We start from the raw sequence: 19,465 nt of genomic DNA, 5'->3' as shown, positions 1-19,465 counted from the left end.
TCGACTGGCTAACGAAGGATGGCCGGCGGAGCCGGCCTGGCGGGTTACGGACGCACCATTCGCGTGAACTGATCGCGGACCTTTCCGCCTTCCAACACGCAGGTTCCTTGCAACGCTTCGTTTGTGAATTTCAGAACAAACACATGGTGTCCTTGGTCCGCCATGCCGGGTGACTCCAGAAACCAGCGATCGGTCTTGGGCGTCCGTTGCGGAACGCCCAATCCACCTTCGCCGATGTAAACAACACCGGTTTCATCTTGCACACCGGCTCGGATTGGCACGGTGCGTTTGATGTTGTGTCCGTCCGCTTCGCATACCAAGTCGACGTTGTGCTTTTCGAACAACGGAACCCAGCTCTTCAGGCCGGGCCCCGGCGTCTTGACGGCCGGATAGACCGGGCGATGGTACTGTGCGAGCAACCAGCGATGGCTGGCACGAGATTCCTTTAGCTCGCTCTTCAACCACTGCGCCTGATCGCCCGCAGTGCTGGTTTCGGAATTCAAAGTCGTAAAGCGAACTTGGGGGCCGATGCTGATGCCGTAATAATTTAAATCGCCTTCCGGGAACCCGAACACTTCGTTGAACGGTTTTCCTTTGTCATGGTTCCCGCGGGCGGGGATGACCGGCAACAACCGACCGTCTGTCGCTGTGGTTAATTCATGATCCGACAACCATGCGGACCAGAGATCCATCTTGGTTCCGGTAACCACGTAATCGCCGCCGTGGGCGAAGGCCAGAATGTCATCAGCCAAGTCATCGTTGTCGTAGGAAGTCGCCACGATACCGGCGATCATTTTGTTCACGCGTCTGCGCACTTCGTGATCAGAACGTGAATCACCGCCGTGTAAAATGCTGAATTCGCGGTCGGTCGCCGGAGCCGTCACGAAGTAGAACAAGGGCGACTCGTCCCCGTCGCTGACCATTTGCACTTCGTACGCTGTTGCTGGTTGCAATTCTTGAAGGCGAGCATGGTGATAGTACAACTCGAACTCGCCGCCAGTGTGCCGTCCCGAGTCGGCTAGTTGGGCGGACGGACTTTCGTCGCTGCCTTTGACGCGAAAGCGCAGGGTGTGTGATTTCCCTGCCGCCTCGGTGCTCCAGGAAACCGTTGCTGAAGTCGCCGGATCGTCGGTCCAAACCACGCGCCACTGAGCAGGTTTGGTTCCGGATAGCGGGGCGGCCGCGTTTGCCGCACCGCTTGCCGCCAACAGATAGCAGAGGAAGGCAAGAATCAGAGGCCGAGTTCGTTCAAGTCGTGTCATCTGACAACGATTCCAATCAATTAGGCGGGAGAGTTTGCGTGATTTGCCGCGTCGTGCGGCGGTCGCGGTGGGAGTGTGGTTAAAGGAATCGCTTTTGGAATCGTGATCCAATACGTCAAAATGGCCAGCGGAACACCGCCGTTTGCAACCCTTATCAACGTTTCGGGCCACGCCTCGATTCCGAGTGCCGTCATTCTACTCGCCGCCGTCACAAAACCCCACACGATCATGTAAAACGCAGCTGAACGCGAGCGCAGGATCAGTAAGGCTAACGCCACGATGATGTCAGCTATGCCGATCACAACTAGGATATTCTCGGCCGTCGCCTGTGTGCAGCCAGTGCCGGTCCATTGCATGTCCGAAAGCAGGATGAGATCGGTAAATGGGGCGTAACACTGATACGCTTTGTAGCCGTGCGCCGCGAACGTGAAGGTCGCAGCCACGGTCAACATCAGCACCGCGAATCGAGCCCGTGCAGGTTGCGAAGACATCGCCGAGCCGACTCCACGGTCAGCAACTTTACGGTCAGTACCAACGCAAATGGCAAACGCCAGTGGAGCGGCGTAGCGAACGGCATGTTCGGCCAGTGACAATTCAGCAAATACGGCTGCTCGCATCATATGCGCCGCTGCAATCGTCAGCATCCAAATTGCGATCCACAATGCGGCCGCTTGATCAAGCCTGCGAGCAATTTTCAACCGTGGCGATTCATTTGGCGGTCTCGGCAAAAGTAAGCCGCTCAGGCACAGAAGGCCACCGGCGAGCAAGGTCATCAGAGCCCCACCGTTATCGATTGATTGGGCAAACGATTCGGACCAACGGCAATCGAAATAGAGCCAGCCGTAGACATCGCTTTCCGTTTCAAACGATGAAAATAGATAGCGTCCACCCAGCCCGAAACACTCGATCACGACAAGTACCCGCAAGCACAAAATCATCCGCTGGGATGCAGTGTTGCCGTTCGATGAGGGTTGCATCGGTGTGTTCATGGACGATGCATCATACTTCAAACGTAGAAGCAGTGTCCGGCACTGATTGGCTGCTAATTGCAAGGAAAGCAGGACGATGTCTTCGGTGCGATCTCAGCTGAACTTTGTCGATGTTAAGAGCCGTTGCGCTCGCCGCATTGCGACAATCGCATCCACGAGGTGATCAACCAATTCGAGCGATCAGAGGACGCGTTCATTGCCTGCTTACTGATCAAACGCGAGCTGCCTTTGGGCTCACATCGATCCGTCCCCTCAACCGTGGCCGTTTCGCAAGGTGATCAAACCGATCGAATTCCATCTTTCTCAATCGTAATGACTCTCTGTTTATACAGGGCCCCGATCGCTTTTTTGAATTGGCCTTTGCTCATTCCAAACAGGTCGTAAATTTGAGCTTGAGTAGACTTGTCGTGGACGGGCGCAAACCCGTCATTGTCCCGTAAGTAGTCTTGGATCAATTGTTTGTAATCGTCACGGATTTGCGAACCACTCTTCAGGCTCAAGTCAATCTTGCCATCTTGGCGAATGTGTTTGATGTAGCCCTGAATGCTCTGCCCAAAACTCAGGCGTTGGTCCACTTCGTCCTTGTACAGCAATCCCCAATGGCTGTGATTTATAATTGCTTTGAAGCCCAATTCGGTGCTGTTTCCGATAATCAAATCGACCGCCTGCTGAGGATGGAAATCGTGTGCGTCATCTTCGAATATGCGTTTGTCAATCTTTGAGGTCGCAGTGATCCGATCTTGGTTGTCGATGTACAAATACACGAGGTAAGAATCACCCAGATTCATCGGTCGACGCTGTTCTGCAAAAGGGACTAGGACGTCTTTGTCCAATCCCCAATCCAAGAACGCGCCGATACGCGTATTGTCTTTGACTTTCAAATATGCGAATTCGCCGACCTCCGCTTTGGGGACCTGTGTGGTCGCGATGGGGCGATCTTCGGAGTCCAGGTAAAGGAAAACTTCGACCGACTCCTCGACGCTCAAATTGTCGGGAGCATGCTTGGTGGGAAGCAAGATCTCACCTAGATTTTCGGCGTCCAGATACACTCCGAAGTCCGTGTGTTTGACCACCTCTAGATTGTACGTCCTGCCGATTTGAATCATGGCTTCAATGCTTGCTCGAAGTGATTGGCCGATTGTTTCAGTCTGGGGCGGACTGACCTGGCCGACTCTGCCGCAGACTCGCCCGCATTACCTGCGGCGCAGTTTATCGTTCGATGCACTCCTTGGCGATCTGGTGACGCGGGCTTCGCCGCCTCCTTCTAGGTGTCGTCCCTGTGGGAGCCAGGCACCCGTGAGGCACGGCGATCGGATCAAATTTGAGAGCTGCGTTGGCTGCCGAAATTGCGCTGGCAACGACCAAGAACAAAACCGAGTTCGGCGGATGATCACGGGGCCTCGAAACTCGCGGGGCCTCAATGAGATCAAAACAATGGTGAATCGCGCCGGCCGAAGCAACCATGAAGCAATTCATTCAACAACCAAAAGCAATCCGTCTGAAACAATCGATGGTGTGTTCACTGGTCCGACGAAATGGTCAACCGAATACATCACTGCGCATTTGATGCGATCGTCGTGATTTGCTCAATCCATCCGCCCGCGATCGAAGGCGTGCGGTTCCTAATCGATCACTCGATGGCGCGAATCATGATTTGCTTTAGTTTCGCATCGGTCGTTGGGTCGTGGCCTTGGATCATGATTGTGCCCGGTTCTAGTCTCAGTCCTTTGCGAGGATTGGCGTCCGGTTTCCGGTCGTCAAACCAGTTGCTGACTTGGACGCCTTGGACCCAAGCCCCAATCTTTTGTCCGTGTGCGACGAGGACCAGCGTTGTCCACTGATCGACTTCGCCGGCGACGAAACGAGCGTCTTGGCGTTTAAAGATTCCACCGGTGCCGGTATCGGCGGGCGATAGCCGATTGTCATCGATGGTTTCATTGGACAGCTGGCACTCGTAGCCCATCATCTCATCGCCGGGTATGCAGCGAAAGAAGATTCCCGAGTTCAGTTCGGCTTTGGGCAATCGGTATTCTGCCAACAGCACGAAGTCGCCGTAGGATTCCTTCGATTCGAGTTGGGTTCGTCCGCCCTGGACGTGCAGTTCACCATCGTCGGTGACGGTGAAGTCACCCGGCATCTTGGGATACTTGGTCCACTTCGAAAGGTCTTTGTCAAGCATGGTGGTCAGACCCAGTGGACGCAATCGGATGTTGCGAAACTCGACGCGGCCGCTGTTGTGTTGCAGTCCGATTCGTCCTGCTGATAGGCCGACGGGATCGGTGAAGTCGTTGACTAGTTTTCCATCCACACTGATCTTCAAAGACTTGCCGTCCATCACCATTCGCATCGTTCGCCATGATTGAGCGACATTGGCTTGGGTACCGTCGTCTGCTTTTTGGCGGTCGACGATTCCCGCGGTTGGGAATGGGTTGTCAGTGGGGGCGATGTTGACTTCGTAGCAATCGATTGCGGGGTCTTCTGGTGCCAGCGGAGTTCTTAGGAACACGCCGCTGTTGGTTTTCGGGCCTGCACTGAATTCCAATTCTAATTCAAAGTCTTGCCATGGCATCGACGTACACAGCAGGCACTTTTCACCATCATCGACAACGATCTTTCCGTCTTCGACGCGCCAGTTAGCTGCGCCGGTGATTTCCCATCCGAACAAAGTTTGGCCGTCGAATAATCGGATCCAACCCTCGGCGGCCTCATTGGCCGGCAAGCGAACAGCTAGCAACTGTTCGGCGCTTGCCTCGTACGCTTGCGGGGCAATCGGTGCTTTGGGTTGAGTTGCTGTCGCGGGATCAGGCGCAGACGCGAGCGTTGGCTTGGTTGCTGGTTCTGATTTGCTGCATCCCGATAGTAGGACAGCCGACAGTGCCAGTGATGCGAGCGCGGAAACGCAGATCAGCGAGTGAAGGGAAAAGTGCATTTTCATTTAGTAGCCGTATCGATCAAAGTACTCAGCCCAGTCTTTTCGAATCAACGTTTCGATTTCCGGGTCATGTTGGTGTTGGTTGGTTTTGTAGCCGCGGTGTTCAGTCTCGACCCAGTTTTCGATGTCTGGACGAACCGCATCGAAGTCGCTCAGGTGCAATGTTTGGTAAATGCTTTCGAGCGTCTTGGTGGGATCGGCGATCAAGTCTTCGTATCGAATGTCGATCAACCGACCGGTGGGGATTTGATCTCGGTCGCGGTGGAAGGAAGCGTACATTCGGTTGAAGCAATCAATCACGTACTGGCCGAGTCCTTCTTCGCTAGGGTGCTGGAGAGCCTGCACGTCGTCGAGTCCTTTCCACAATCGCACCGTTGAGGGAAACAGGGCACGCGGGTCTCGCGTGATGTGGATGAACTTGGCATCGGGGAACTCGCGGGCAAGTCTGGCGACCCGGCCGGTGTGCGTGGGGCTTTTGATGATCAGCGGGCGGCCTGTCGAAGTGCTGACCCTCAACAGGAACTGTCTGAGGCTTGCCAGCCACTTTTTCACGTCCGCTTCGGGGACTCCCTCGAAATCCAAGTAGTCCATGTCGGTTGGTCCCTCGTTCGGGAACGCAATCCGGCGATAGGGTGATGGCAAACCCAGGGTCAGCAGTGCGAATTCATCTTCTTGGGGGCGATCCCAACCGGCCGCCATGTTGTCCATCGGTCGCTTGCCGGGAAGCAACCAACCGGCGAACCGCTGAAAGAACCATTGCGAGATCAGAAAATGGTGGGGGGCGAAGCACTGAAACGTCGACGGGCTGCTCAGTCGCTCATCGCGGACCATTAGCTCGTGCAACAACGTCGTCCCGCTGCGCCAGTGGCCGACGATGAATACCGGCGGGCCGTGCATTTCAGCATTGGACAGCTTTCCCCGAAAAATCAACCATTGCAGTCCGGCCAGAATCGTATTGACGGGCGTCGCCAAAGTGACGCCGATTAGGATCCCATATCGCGTCGGATGAATCCGAAAATGCCCGTTTTTCAGCAGCCCCCACCACGTGGCTGGCCTCATCCCGTGCCAAAAACGCGGTGAATAGAACGGATAGCGATGAAAGTCAGCTTTCTTGGCCGAGCTTTGCGGGGGCAGGGGAGCTGTCATCTGCGAAGATATTATCCGGGGAAAGTCGTCGGCTGAAAGAATTTTCAGCGTCATGCAAGATCGAACGGAACCAAACGACCTTAAACACTGTAGTTGACTACCGTGTAATCGGGCAGCGGGATACGTTACGGTTGTCCGCCCGCGTTTTTCACCAAAGTTCTGTTTTCTACGCGTTTCCTTGGTCCAAGCCAGCCAGATGTCCTCAATACCCAGCCCGGCCGACGAATTGTCGGTTGCCGATCTGCAGCGGCACATTCACAAAATGTACTTTGATAAGGACGTCGCCCGGGGCGTCGACGGCACATTTATGTGGTTGATGGAAGAAGTTGGCGAATTGGCGTCAGCGCTGCGGGGCAACGACAAAGAGAACTTGGCCGAGGAATTTGCCGACGTGATTGCCTGGCTGGCGACGATTGCCAATGTCGCGGGCGTCGACTTGAACGCTGCTTTGGTCGCAAAATACGGTCATGGTTGCCCCGGCTGCAAACGGTTGGTGTGCGAATGCCCCGATTCGGAAAAGCCTTGATCTTGAAACGCTTCTGAAACAATTTTGAAGCGGCGACTGTCCCAACTCGATTCTGCGACGCGATGCCTAACTTGCCAGCCACTCTCCTTCGACTCGCTCGGCCACGAGTCTCGACCAAACCCAGCTGGCGTTTGCCGTTTGCTGCATTCTTGGTTTTCACTTCGCTGATTTTGGGCGGACGTTTTTCTGCGCGGGCGGAATCCGATCCGTCAGCGATTTCAACCGAAGGTTCCCAAGTATCGGTCGGGATCGACGGTCACTATCGAGTCGGTCGCTGGGTGGGAATTCGTACCGCGGTTGAAATGGGTGTGAACGCGATCGAAACCCGTGACGGGGACGGCGTTCAAGTTCTATACGAACGCAGTGATTCGTCTGCTGGTCAGGTTACCAATCAAGACAGTCCGTCGGATCAGGCCGGTCAAGCCAGTGCTTTTGATTGGACCTATGTCATCCCGGGCAGCGAAGCGGCGCCGCTCGTCTTGCAGGGTAAACCATCCGAATCGAGCGGTCTTCCACTGGCGACCACTCGGCTGCCCACCATCGGTGTGCCATCACGCGGCCCGGCGATGATTCCGCTGGCGATGCCTTGGATTTTGGTGATTGGTGATCCGCTGGGGATCGACCAAATCGGGGTCAATCGTTTGCTTGACCGTGATGCTTCGATCGCAGTGACTCGCCCCGAGTCTGCCACGGTGATGCCGAACTCGATGTTGGGCTTTGATGGCATCGACATGATCGTCGTGGGAGCCTCCGGCAGTGATTTGCTTGGCAAATTGAAACCCGCACAATCTCAAGCGATCGTCGATTGGATTGCTGCCGGCGGCAAGTTGTTCTTGACGCTTGGGGAACAAACCAAAAGCCTGCTTGCCGCAGCACCTTGGATTGGTGAATTGTTGCCGATCGATTCGTTCGCGACCATCACAATTGATCCAGCGGGCATTGAAACGTACACGTCGAGCCAGTCGCCGCTGCAACCGTTCGATGGAGTGCGATTGCCCAAGGATCGCGGCGACATTCTGATCATGGGACGCACCTCGCGCCGAATCAGCACGCCAATCGCAGTCAGTTATGCGATCGGTTTCGGATCGGCTGTCGTGGTCGCCGCTGATTTGGAGGCTTCGCAGTTTGTAACGTGGCCCGAGCGTTTGGACTTGGTTTCACGTCTGACGGGTTCAACGATCCGAGTGGACGATCGCAATAAAGAACGAGCCAAATTGCCGACTGCCTACAACGATTTGGCAGGGCAAACGCGATCGATGCTGGACCATTTTTCGATCCAGCGCCGGTTTAGCTTTTCGGTCCTGGCACTTGCGCTGATGGCTTTGATCGCGGTGATCGGTCCGCTGGATTATCTGTTGGTCAACCGAGTGGTTGGGAAGCCGCTGCTGGGATGGCTAACGTTCCCGATTGCGGTCATCGGTTTATCGTGGGTATTGGTGTCGCAGTCGGCTACCACGTCCCAGGCTGAGTCTGCAAAGCAGGTTGGGTCGGCTGGCGAAGATCGGGATATTCGTTGCAACCGCATTGAAATCGTCGACGTCGACACGATCAACGACGTCGGTCGATCCTATTCGGTGAACTACGTTTATGCTCACGATGCATCTCGATTTGACGTTGCTGTTAACGCATCTGGAACGATGCGAATGATTGCACCAGAGATTGCGTTGTCACGGACGGCTCCATTTGGGTACCCCGGCGAGTCGTTTGGTGGCGTTCAGATTTCGGTCGAGGACTCGCGTTTGCCAGCCTATGACGTTGTGTTTCGAAAGCAGAACTCTCGCATCAGTAGTGTGATCGAAGGCTTGCCGTTGGCACCGCGCAGCAGCAAGGGTTTTTTTGGCGAGTCGAAGTTCACGCCGACGATGGGAACCAAGGTCGAGTTGCAGCGACGATCTGGCAGCGAGTTGCTGCAAGGCGAATTCATCAATCCGTTGCCGTTTGATGTCTTGGATGCAAAGTTGGTGTTTCGGAACTGGGCTTACTTGCTGCCAACACGGTTGCGAGCGGGCGAGCGAATTGCGGCGGTTGAAAAGCTGCGTCAGAAGAATTTTCGCTGGTTGCTGAGTCGTCAAAAGGCGCTGGAGAGTTCGACTGAGACTCAGGCTTGGGATCCGACCTCGTCCAATACGGCGGTTCGCGTTGCCGAAATGTTGATGTTTCATCAAGCAACCGGAGGGACTCAGTACACCAATCTAGAAAACCAGCCTCTCGGTCATTTGGACCTCAGCGATACGTTGGGCGATGATCGCTGCATCCTTTATGGCCGGCTTGATAGTGGGCTGACGTCGGTAAATTTGACGGACAACAATGCCTCAAAAGAAGGCGGAGTGTTCACGCCAGTGGGCGAAGAATTGGCGATGATTCGAGTCATTATGCCGGTGACTGCAAAGAAACGTTAGATCGCTTTTTACAAATCATTTTTCAACTTTTCCGTAGAATTTGCTCGTGATCAAAACAGTCGATCTCACCAAGAAGTACGGCGACGCATTCGCAATCAAAGCAATCGACCTGGATCTTCAGGCGGGCGACTTGTTTGGTTTCATCGGCCCTAATGGCGCCGGAAAAACGACGACGATGCGCATCATCGCCACGCTGTTAGAACCAAGTTGGGGCGAGGCGTACGTGTGTGGACACAGCGTCCATACGGCGCCCAAGGAGATTCGCCGATTGGTGGGCTACATGCCCGACTTCTTTGGTGTTTACGACGACATGACCGTGGTCGAGTATCTGGAGTTTTTTGCCGCATCGTACCGTATCACCGGTCAAGCGAGACGGAAACGCGTTGACGAAATGTTGGAGATTGTCGATCTGGATTTCAAGCGTGATGCATACGCCAACACACTCTCGCGAGGCCAAACACAGCGTCTAGGTTTAGCGCGAACGCTGCTGCATGATCCGCAGGTGCTGTTGCTTGATGAGCCGTTGTCGGGCTTGGACCCGCGTGCCCGGATCGAGATGCGGAATCTACTTCGCAAGCTTGGCCAGATGGGCAAGACCGTGATCGTCAGCAGCCACATTCTGCCGGAGCTTGCCGACGTCTGTAACAAGATCGGCATCATCGACAAGGGTGAGCTGAAACAGAATGCTACCAAGGCCGAAGTGATTCGGATGGTGCGCCAGCATACGGTGCTCGTCATCCAACCGGCTGATCGTGAGAAGATGTCGGCGATCTCGGATTTGCTAACAGGTCACGCGAAAGTCCGAGCCTGCGAACTTGGCGACGGGGTAATGCGAGTGGTTCTGAAGAGCGACGTCAGCGGGTACAGCGATCTTCCAAAACTTTTGATCGAAAATGGCATCGACCTGTGCCGTTTCAACGAAGAAGAACTTGACCTCGAGTCTGCCTTCATGGCGCTGACCAAGGGCACCAGCAACCGAATGTAATGGCTTTCGGCGTCGGTCGTTTGCTAGTAGTTCGTCACGCGTGCGACTGCGGCCAGGCAACTGCGACGTGGGTTGATCAGCAGTCCGTGGCCGAATCGGTCCATCCATTGGCAGAACACCGCGACGCCTTGCCGAGCGATCAGGGCGCGTTCTAGCGAAGTGGTTGGCACGACCCAAAGCAATTGAAGCGGTTGGTCTTCGATGGCGACGGCGTTTCGAATCGCAAAATCGGACGGGATGTTGGGGATCATGAACAGGCAGCCGTCGAGTTCGGTTCCTGGGAAGATCGGCGATCCGTGTTCGTAGACGCTGCCATACCCGATCGAGTCATTTTGATGGATGGTCGATTCGGCGATTTCACGCAGCAGTTGGATAGATTCGGGTTTGGGATCGTCGGTATAGAGAACCAATTCTGCGCGGGATGAGTTCGCACCCGCCGAGGCCTGCATCGGATAGTCGCTCAGTCCGCTGGTCACGATGGTGGTGACGGGACGCATCGAGTTGGCTGAATGGACTTGGACGGCGATCGAGGAATCCGCTTGGCGATCGATGGATCCAACGGCGCCAAAGCGGCACAGAAATTCGGCTTCACGAACCGCCGCTGCAGCCGATCTGACCAGCGGTCCCGGTCTGTCGTTTGTCTCGGCGGCTGGTGTTTCAAGTTCGGGTGTTTCGGTGGCGACGGTCTCGGTATCCGGCGTTTGAAGTTCCGGTTCCTCAGCTTCGATCGTGTCGTTAGCTGGTATATCAAGCTTGAGTGATTCGGTGGTGGCGGTCGCAACGATTGTTTCGGTCGGTTGGACTGCGGTTGGCGTTTCCGAGACGGGTGGTTGCACCGGAGAAGGGAAGGGGAGTCCGGGGAATTGCTGGGCTTGCGTCCATCGTTTGCCATCTCGGCTGACCATTGCAGCCGGTTTGACTCGTCCGGCTGCAACCAGCTTTGCAAGCTTGGGCAATGTGAATGGTCCCGCGTCGCCTTTGCGAGTTCGGACCCAGTACCGATCCGGCTCGTCTTTGGGGAACGGCAGCCCCTTGATTTGTTCGGCTTTGATCCAATCGATGCCATCCGAGCTGATCCCGCTGGCCGGTTTCACCTTGCCGGCGGTCACCAAGCGGATCAGCGTCTTGGACGTGATTGGGTCGGATTTTCCGTGTTTCGTTTTTAGAAACCAGTGTCGGGGCACCGCAATAGCCTAAGAAAAGAGGTCGAGCCCCCGTGACAAGGACGACGCTAAGCAGGCCATTGTAGTTGGGATTTCGGCGTCCTTAAGCTTAACTCGCCGACTTGGCCAACTTCATCACCAACTGTTCGAGCAAGAACCGGTCACGCCCTTCGGCGCTGTGGGTTCCCTTCAAACGGAGGTCGGCGTCGAGTAGCCACGGCAGCAATTGGCGTGCTCGCACGCGTCCGATACCCAGCAGTTGCTTTTTGGCTTGTTGAATATCGCTGGGACGTCGGAAGCCGGCCGATGACAGGGCGTCTTCGAGTTGGATTCTGCGGCCTGACCGTTCACGCTGTTCGACAAGCGCGGTGGCCATGCCTAGACGCCTTAGAGACCAAGCGATCTGAGGCAACAACGCAATTGCTCGTTGACCACCGCTTAGCAATTTGTCGAGTTGGCGAATTGCCTCGGCAGCATCTCCGGCGGCGATCGCGTCAGTGATCTGCCAAACCGTTTTACCTTGCCATCCGGCGACGACATCTCGCACAAGCGCTTCTTCGATCTTGCCAGCCGGATCAATGTAGAGCGCCAGTTTTGCGATCTCGGTATCGAGCATGCCGATCTCGTCGCCGAGCATTTCGTGCAGTGCGTCGGCGGCCGACTTTTCGATTTTGGTCTTGTGCCGCGCGGCAACATAGCCGGTCAAGAACTTCCGCCGAGTCGCGGCTGTCACACCTGCTTTTGCATCGGTCGAGTTGCCGCACGCGACCAGCATGTGGTCTTTCAGTATCGCTTTATAGATTCGCGTGTTCGAGGCGAGCGATTCGAGGTCCAGGATCAGTCGCGAGGCTGATCCGGGCTTGGCCAAATACTTTTCAAGTTCCGGGCGATGGTCGCTGACAAATTTGTCGGCACCGCGAACCATGATCGTTCGCTTTCCGCCGCCCATGTCGAATAGCGATGCTGTCGCCAAGTCGTCACGAAGATCAGCCCACTTCGTCGTTTCGCCATCGAACTGAGTCACATCGCCGCCAGCGGCCAACGCTTGCATCGACCAAGATCGCAGGCTGGCGTCGGCACCAAACACGGCGACCACATCGGGGACCGACGCGGGCGGAGCGGGCAGCATTTCGAAGGCGTGAATCAGCGTCATGTCGGTCAGGATACCAGAGCAACCGAGGTGGCAAAATGACGGCGTCAAAAACCCCTTTTTCGACCATTCGGTCGCCGATTCGGGTATTTTGCACCGTTTGGCCGGGTTGCGGGCTCGAGTGACCATTCTCTTGGGATCAGGCGGACCGAGTGAAGAAAACTCTTCGGATGATTGGCTGTGTCATCATCATTTTGATGTTGGTTTGGCTGCTGCGCGATCACCTTGAACTGTCGGAACTGAAGTCCGATATCGTCAGGCTTGAGTCGTCCGTAGGCGTCCTTGACGTCGTTGACCCATCCAGACTTCACATCAAGTTTTCAGAAGTGGATGCCGCGAGTCCGGACGACGTGAAATTGATCTGGCGACTTTGGATCCCAGGCGGTGAGAATTGGCGTCTTACCCACGGCATCGGCGGTTCAAGGTCGGGGTATTCGGGGTTTTCTAGTAGCGATGGCCGCCCGCAGTTACTGAGTGTTCGGATGATCCGTGAAGACTCGGATTGCGTCATTCATGTCGTCACTGTCGGGTCAACGTTTCCAATGAACGGCGGGAAGAATATGGCTAGCTTTGTCACAGCCCATTGGGATTCGCTTGTGCTCGAGATCGCGGGCAAAGAGTCCCAGCTGGACATGTCGTCGGACCAAATCACAGATGTGTTGCGTATTGGAGCCCCCAAGTCGCTGCGAGACGAATTTCAAAAGGCGTTTCCCAACCGGCGTAGTGACGATGATGCCGCGTTGACTGTCTTCCAATTGCGGCTGGGGACTGAGCAGTCGTTTGTCAATGAGGAAGCCGAATTGGCCGAAGCGAAGGCAGGTAACCAGTGATGAAACCTGAACGTCCCCCGCGATTTCAGATCGGGTTAGGATCCGCGTTGTTCCTGATGACGATCTTGGTGGTGGCGATGGCTTGGTATCGCACTCACGATCAACTGGTTGTCGCACGATCCGAGCTGGCCGGTCTGCGGAACATCGTTCGCGAACTAGAAGTTGATGATCCAACCAAGGTAACGGCAGTTGCTCGTATGCCAACCTTGATGGATCAAGTTGTGTTTGATGTCTACATTCCGCCGCCAAGCGAGACGGTGCCTGCCACCGTCTTGTGTGTGGCGCTCGAAGGAATCCTGGAGCGAACTGATCCGACGCCGGTTTTTCCTGATGAAATAATCAGCGTAGATATGGCGCCGGGACGGCACGTGATCGAACTGCGTCATGATCACGCCGATGCGAGAGTCATAGACAGCCAAACTCACATTCAAATTGTGCTTAATGGTGACATTGTCATCAACGAAGCTCGGCCACAGAGTTGGAGCACGGGCAACTCGTATAGCGCCAGCATGGGTGTCCGTCAGTGCGTCGTTTCGGACCCGAGCGAGCGTTTAGAGTTCATGCGGCGCCGGATGGCAGCCGAGATGTCGCCTGGATCTTGGCGCAGTGTGGACGGCAACGAGCCTGCCAACGGCATTCTGATTTGGACCGAGCCGAAGTGATCAAGCTGTGTCTTTCGATCTTAACAATGCTAAGACTGCTCTGTTTGAACGAACGCTACTTGAACGATGCATCGGGTTCTACACCCGAGATCGACTGGAAGCCGCGAATTCTTGCTCGCGGTGCTAGGCCCTGGGCGTCGATTGGTTTGTCCAAAATGTAAGTTCCGACGTTGCCCGCTTGGTCAGTCGCGTCAAGCCGCAAGTAGAACTGGCGTGGCAATTGAGGGTCGGCGGGCCAAACATAGTCACCGTCATTAGCAAGGCCGGCTGCGATCGTAGTCCAAGGGCCGTCGATGCTTGGGCCGAATGACAGGGCGACCGGACGGGCCATCAAGTTCGGATCGCTGCATTCGTAAAGGATCACCAAGGCGCCGATGCGATCGCCTTCGCCGTACCGTGCGCCCGTGATTCGGACTTCGGGGGCTTGCTTATCAACGACGACGACGATGTCTGGCGATTCACCGGGCAACGGCCGCGGACTAGCCAAGCCATTGTTGCCGACGACAACAATGCGATAACCAAAGACGCCTTCTTCGCGAGTTTCGATATCGAACGGGCTGGTTCGGTCGGGGTCGCTACCCCACAGTTTCCACGAACGGCCTTCGTCAACGCTGCCGTACAGTTCGATTGCTTCAACGCCTTGGCTGCCGACGGCTTCGAGTTCGTACGCCAAGCTAAAACGCAGCCCATCGCTGTATCGAACCGGCACACGGGAAGCCAGCGACTTTGCCGATGTTGTCGGCGACTCTGGTGTTCGCGACTGGAGTGAGTTTGGGCGAGCGCTGCGGTAATCGGTTGTTTTGGGTGCGAGACTCGGTTTAGGAGCCGGTGTGTCGACGCGGCGCGGTGGCAGCGCACTCTTTTCCGACATCGGCCGCAGCGCTTCGGACAGAGTTCGCTCGGGAAGCGGCGCGGGGATCGATTCCGGTGTGACCGAGGGCGTTTTGGTTTTCAAAGCGTCCGCTTGGCCTGCCGGTGCTGGGATCGACTCTGGTGCACTCGGGTTCGTCGGTGACGTTAGCCCAAGTCCGTTGCTGATCTGTTCGAGTGACGCCGGCGGCGGCAATGCACTTTGGCTTTGCTTAGGGGCGGGCAACGCATAGATCGACGGTGCATCGAACGGGACCGCGGTTGCGTGCGGAGTTGGCAGTGATTCGATGCCGGCTTGCTGTTTTGGCGCAGGAAAATTGAATAGACCATCCGTCATGCTGGCCGGTTCCGGTGGCGGAATCAGTTCAGGAGCTGTCTGTGACGGAAGAGTGCCGAAGCCTTGGGAGACTTGATCTTGGGGCGATGCAGGGAATGCTGCACCACGAAAGTTCCCAAAGTTACGTTGATTCGGCAAAGCGACGGCGGGTGCATAGCCATGGGCAGTCGCATGCTGTTGGTTTTGTTGGCTCTGGTTCCGCTGATTCAGGGCGCGTTGATGGCGGTCCAAGGCGATCACCGGACCCGATGCGGTTTGAGCATCCGTCACATCCGATTCGCTTAAGCGGAACGGTGTCTGCCGAGCATCAATGCCGCCGCCGGGGCGCATCGCATATCGATTTTCCGGCGGTGCTTCGGCAATGCGTGGCAGCAGGACCAGTTTGTTTGCTGCGTTTTGGTTTCCTGCACCATCGGTGACGATCAGCTGCAAAGACAACTGTTGCCAGTCTTCGTTGGGCTTGAAACTCATCCGTCCGTCCGTCGGCAGTCCGGTGATATCCACGTCTTGCCAAGTTCGCACCGACTCGGTGACATATCGAAGCTGCATCGACTTCAGCGGTGTGGCATCTTGGATGACCAATTGAATATCGATTCGGCCATCCCCGTCCGCTTCTGCCAAGACTTCGCAGTATGGTTTCGATGTGTCGACAAAGACTTTCAATTGAGGCGAAACCGTGCTGGCCAATTGCGTCATGCTGGATTGGTTGGTCGTTCGCGTGGCGAACCAAAATTCGCCGTCTTGATCAGCAGTGAATTCGAATTGGCGAGCGTCCGCTTCGGTAGGCCGTTTCGATTCGATCAATTTCCACGGATCCGAGGGACCGCGGCTAACGAATAGCTGGACTTCGACGGTGGCCGGTCCGCTGGAGTCGACGGTGTAGGGGATCGTGAAAGTCCGCGAACCCAGCACGAAGCTGTCGTGGCTGGGAGCCTGCGAGGCGGAGTTTTCGTCAACAAGCTGCGAATTCTGCTGAGTAACCGAGCCGCTCACCTCGACAGCCCACCCGGTGTGGATCATCGTGGTCGGTTGGCAGCAGGCTGCGGCCAGGACGGCAATCAGCTTCGCTTTCTTGGCGATTTGCATCTTGTCGGCCATGCCCCGTGTAAGAAACACTGTGTTGATACGATTCGTTGAAAACTTGGCCCGCTGTCTTTCGCTGATTGCGAAATGACACTCGCTTGATGCGAATTCGGGTCGGCGGGATTGTCATTGGGCACAATCCCTCTATCTCGGATTCGACAATTCGACCACCATTTCTTGAAGAAAAAGATCTTTAAGGAATCCTCCCTTTCTTTTGCAGAATTCATGACCGCCAACGTTTACCACTACGACGTCATCGTGATCGGCGCCGGACATGCCGGAACAGAAGCTGCTGCTGCTGCGGCTCGCTTGGGGGCCAAGACGGCTCTGCTTACCACCAATCTGGACACCGTCGGGCAGATGTCGTGCAACCCAGCGATCGGCGGAGTCGCGAAGGGGCAAATTGTCCGCGAGGTCGACGCGATGGGCGGCCTGATGGGCGAAGCAATCGATGCCACCGGGATCCAGTTTCGGATGCTGAATTTGCGCAAAGGCCCTGCCATGCATAGCCCGCGTGCGCAAGCCGATAAGCGCGCATATCAATCTCACATCAAGTTGCGAATCGAATCTCAAGACAACTTGGACCTGCGTCAGGAAACCGTCGAAGATTTGATCACCGAATCGGTCGACGGCCGGACTCGCATTGTTGGCATCAAGGTCCGTGGCGATGCGGTCTACCGAGCCGGCGCGGTGGTGTTGACCACCGGCACATTCTTGCAAGCGATCATGCACACCGGTACCTCGCAAACGGCTGGTGGCAGAGGAGGAGAGGGGACCACGTCAGGAATCAGTGGCGCGCTGGATCGCCTGAACTTCGAAGTCGACCGTTTCAAGACTGGCACGCCGCCGCGAATCAACGCGCGAACGATTGATTATTCCAAACTCGATGAACAGCCCGGCGACGTTGACCCTCAGCCGTTCTCGTTCTTGACGGGTAAGTTGAACGTCGAACAAGTGTCGTGTCACATCACTTACACCAACGATGCCGTTCACGAATTGATCCGTGCAAATTTGGATCGCGCGCCGATGTACAGCGGCCAAATCAATTCACGCGGTCCGCGCTATTGTCCATCGATCGAAGACAAAGTCGTACGGTTTGCCGACAAATCCCAGCACCAATTGTTTTTGGAGCCCGAGGGTCATGATACGCAAGAAGTCTACGTCAACGGGATCTCGACCAGTCTTCCGCGAGACGTTCAGGACCAGATGTTTCGCATGATTGTGGGACTCGAGAACGCTTCGATCATGCGCTACGGCTATGCCGTCGAGTACGATTTTTGTCCGCCGACTCAGCTATGGCCGCACTTGGAAGCCAAGACCGTCGATCGATTGTTCTTTGCTGGGCAAATCAACGGCACAACCGGTTACGAAGAAGCCGCCGGTCAAGGTTTGATTGCCGGAGCAAACGCGGCGCTGACGGTGGCGGGAAAGCCGACGTGGGTGCCGACTCGCGATCAAGCCTATATCGGCGTGTTGGTGGACGATCTGGTCACCGCGGGAACGGACGAGCCGTATCGAATGTTTACCAGTCGCGCCGAGTACCGGTTGCTGTTGCGACAAGACAATGCCGACCGGCGACTGACCGCAGACGCAGACAAGCTTGGTTTGATCACCGCACATCGCCGCGACACGTTCGCAGACAAGCTGTTGCAAATCGATAAAGCGATTGCGATCTTGAAAGAGGCGCGAATCGAACGTACGGCAGGCGACGTTTACTTGCGACGCCCCGAAATTGACTGGCCGGCGATCTGTGCATTGATTCCCGAACTCAACTCAATTGATCCGTTCGCTGCCGAGCAGGTTTTGCATGACGTGAAGTACGCCGGGTACATCAACCGTCAAAAAATGGATGTCGAAAAACAGCATCGGCTGGCTGGCAAAAAGATTCCACCCTCGTTTGATTACCAAAAAATTTCGTCGCTGCGAAACGAAGCACGCGAGAAGTTGTCGAAGGTGCGCCCGTTGTCGCTGGACCAAGCCAAGCGAATTAGCGGCATCACGCCGGCCGACATCGCGCTGGTGATGGCGCACTTGGACCATTGAATTTGCTGGGCTTGAGTTTTCTGGGCGTTGGCGGGCAGGGGGGCAAGCAAAATAAAAAATCTTTTGCGTAGTTCGCGGTGTTTGCGGTAAGTCCAATGTTTTCGGCGACTTACGGCGTAGAAATCGACCTTGACCCGCTGGGCTGAATCGATAGAATTCGGCGATGAGGCAAGCTTGGCAAGGCAGAGAGGCTCGGAGCTTCTTGTCGCCTGCGTTCTTCACGTAGTCTGCTGTGTCCCGCGTAAGCAATTGCGGGGGCATGGAAGTAAGGAGAAGAGCGGCAAGCTTGCTAGATGAGGGCTCGCGGTGAATGGATGGTCTGATTTGGACGCACAGGATGCGTTGACCCCCATCCCATCGGTTGTCCGCTTCGGTTAGGCGATCGGATTCTGGCATACGGTGCAAGAATCATGAGAGACGGATCGAAGCCAAGATTCATTCTGAAAAACGGCTAGTCATGCAGGGAGGATGGTTTCTGCCATGACCACTAAAACGGTCTTCACGACAGGCGAAGCGGCCAAGATTTGTAAAGTCAGCCAACAGACGATCATACGTTGTTTCGACAACGGATCGTTGAAGGGCTTTCGTGTCCCCGGAAGTAAGTTCCGTCGGATTCCTCGCGAACAGCTTTATCTGTTCATGAGGGACAACGGCATTCCCACGGATGCACTCGAAAACGGCAAGAAGAAATTGTTGATCGTCGACGATGACCAAGACTTGGTCGACTTGATGAAAGACGGATTCGAACGCGACGGGCGATTCGAAATTCGCACAGCGAACAACGGCTTTGATGCCGGTATGGGCGTGAAAGAATTTCGGCCTGACCTGGTCGTGCTTGACGTCATGCTTCCCGACATCAACGGCAAGGAAGTTTGTCAACGCGTTCGCAACGATCCCACAATGGACATGGTCAAGATTCTGTGCATTTCGGGGATGGTCGAACATAGCAAGGTCGATGCCCTGCGAGTTGCCGGCGCGAATGATTTCATGCAAAAACCGTTCTCGATTGACGACTTGGTCAGCCGGGCTTGTGATTTGCTTGAAATCGATCGAGGCGTGGTCAACTGATCATCGCGGTAAAGTCTTCG

At 55.7% G+C, this 19,465-nt stretch carries 15 protein-coding genes; 7 read left to right on the top strand and 8 right to left on the bottom strand.

Annotated features, from left to right (window positions below):
• Positions 1-44: 44 nt before the first annotated feature.
• The 5 genes from Poly59_RS01365 to Poly59_RS01345 all read right to left on the bottom strand — a co-directional run bounded on the left by Poly59_RS01365 (position 45) and on the right by Poly59_RS01345 (position 6,329).
• The gene (locus tag Poly59_RS01365; RefSeq protein ID WP_146532289.1) at positions 45-1,262 is read right to left on the bottom strand and encodes a purple acid phosphatase family protein; all 1,218 of its coding nucleotides are present in this window, start codon (positions 1,260-1,262) and stop codon (positions 45-47) included.
• Positions 1,263-1,282: 20 nt separating this feature from the next.
• Complete coding sequence (locus Poly59_RS01360; RefSeq protein ID WP_246151291.1) at positions 1,283-2,239, bottom strand: hypothetical protein; 957 nt, start codon at positions 2,237-2,239, stop codon at positions 1,283-1,285.
• 290 nt (positions 2,240-2,529) lie between these two features.
• The gene (locus tag Poly59_RS01355) at positions 2,530-3,357 is read right to left on the bottom strand and encodes a CvfB family protein (protein WP_146532288.1); all 828 of its coding nucleotides are present in this window, start codon (positions 3,355-3,357) and stop codon (positions 2,530-2,532) included.
• A 524-nt stretch (positions 3,358-3,881) separates the two neighbouring features.
• Positions 3,882-5,186 (bottom strand): 3-keto-disaccharide hydrolase, encoded by a 1,305-nt coding sequence (locus Poly59_RS01350; RefSeq protein WP_246151290.1) that lies wholly within the window; start codon positions 5,184-5,186, stop codon positions 3,882-3,884.
• A complete protein-coding gene (locus Poly59_RS01345; RefSeq protein ID WP_146532287.1) occupies positions 5,187-6,329 on the bottom strand; it encodes a sulfotransferase family protein in 1,143 nt (380 codons plus the stop codon).
• 196 nt (positions 6,330-6,525) lie between these two features.
• Here Poly59_RS01345 and Poly59_RS01340 point away from each other — a divergent pair, with 196 nt between their 5' ends.
• From Poly59_RS01340 to Poly59_RS01330, 3 genes are all read left to right on the top strand, one after another.
• Complete coding sequence (locus Poly59_RS01340) at positions 6,526-6,855, top strand: MazG nucleotide pyrophosphohydrolase domain-containing protein (RefSeq protein WP_186775958.1); 330 nt, start codon at positions 6,526-6,528, stop codon at positions 6,853-6,855.
• Between the two features lie 62 nt (positions 6,856-6,917).
• Positions 6,918-9,254: a hypothetical protein gene (locus Poly59_RS01335; RefSeq protein ID WP_146532286.1), complete on the top strand. Its 2,337-nt coding sequence runs from the start codon at positions 6,918-6,920 to the stop codon at positions 9,252-9,254.
• 46 nt (positions 9,255-9,300) lie between these two features.
• Positions 9,301-10,239 (top strand): ABC transporter ATP-binding protein, encoded by a 939-nt coding sequence (locus tag Poly59_RS01330; RefSeq protein ID WP_146532285.1) that lies wholly within the window; start codon positions 9,301-9,303, stop codon positions 10,237-10,239.
• 23 nt (positions 10,240-10,262) lie between these two features.
• Here Poly59_RS01330 and Poly59_RS01325 read toward each other — a convergent pair whose 3' ends face one another.
• Positions 10,263-11,423 (bottom strand): suppressor of fused domain protein, encoded by a 1,161-nt coding sequence (locus tag Poly59_RS01325; RefSeq protein WP_146532284.1) that lies wholly within the window; start codon positions 11,421-11,423, stop codon positions 10,263-10,265.
• Positions 11,424-11,511: 88 nt separating this feature from the next.
• Positions 11,512-12,555, bottom strand: a complete 1,044-nt coding sequence (holA, locus tag Poly59_RS01320; protein ID WP_146533173.1) for a DNA polymerase III subunit delta — start codon at positions 12,553-12,555, stop codon at positions 11,512-11,514.
• A gap of 149 nt (positions 12,556-12,704) precedes the next feature.
• Here holA and Poly59_RS01315 point away from each other — a divergent pair, with 149 nt between their 5' ends.
• Both Poly59_RS01315 and Poly59_RS01310 read left to right on the top strand, forming a co-directional pair.
• Positions 12,705-13,382, top strand: coding sequence for a hypothetical protein (locus tag Poly59_RS01315; protein WP_146532283.1), 678 nt, complete (start codon positions 12,705-12,707; stop codon positions 13,380-13,382).
• Entirely contained in the window at positions 13,382-14,044 is a 663-nt protein-coding gene (locus Poly59_RS01310) for a hypothetical protein (protein WP_146532282.1), read from the top strand. The genes Poly59_RS01315 and Poly59_RS01310 overlap by 1 nt, the downstream gene beginning before the upstream one ends.
• 55 nt (positions 14,045-14,099) lie before the next feature.
• Here Poly59_RS01310 and Poly59_RS01305 read toward each other — a convergent pair whose 3' ends face one another.
• Positions 14,100-16,367 (bottom strand): hypothetical protein, encoded by a 2,268-nt coding sequence (locus Poly59_RS01305; protein WP_146532281.1) that lies wholly within the window; start codon positions 16,365-16,367, stop codon positions 14,100-14,102.
• 192 nt (positions 16,368-16,559) lie between these two features.
• Here Poly59_RS01305 and mnmG point away from each other — a divergent pair, with 192 nt between their 5' ends.
• Entirely contained in the window at positions 16,560-18,377 is a 1,818-nt protein-coding gene (mnmG, locus tag Poly59_RS01300) for a tRNA uridine-5-carboxymethylaminomethyl(34) synthesis enzyme MnmG (protein WP_146532280.1), read from the top strand.
• Positions 18,378-18,857: 480 nt separating this feature from the next.
• Positions 18,858-19,445: a response regulator gene (locus Poly59_RS01295; protein ID WP_186775957.1), complete on the top strand. Its 588-nt coding sequence runs from the start codon at positions 18,858-18,860 to the stop codon at positions 19,443-19,445.
• Positions 19,446-19,465: the final 20 nt, after the last annotated feature.

The organism is Rubripirellula reticaptiva, assembly GCF_007860175.1.
Classification (GTDB): domain Bacteria; phylum Planctomycetota; class Planctomycetia; order Pirellulales; family Pirellulaceae; genus Rubripirellula; species Rubripirellula reticaptiva.
The sequence above is the reverse complement of the archived record's forward strand: the minus strand, read 5'-3'. Positions and strand labels throughout refer to the sequence as shown.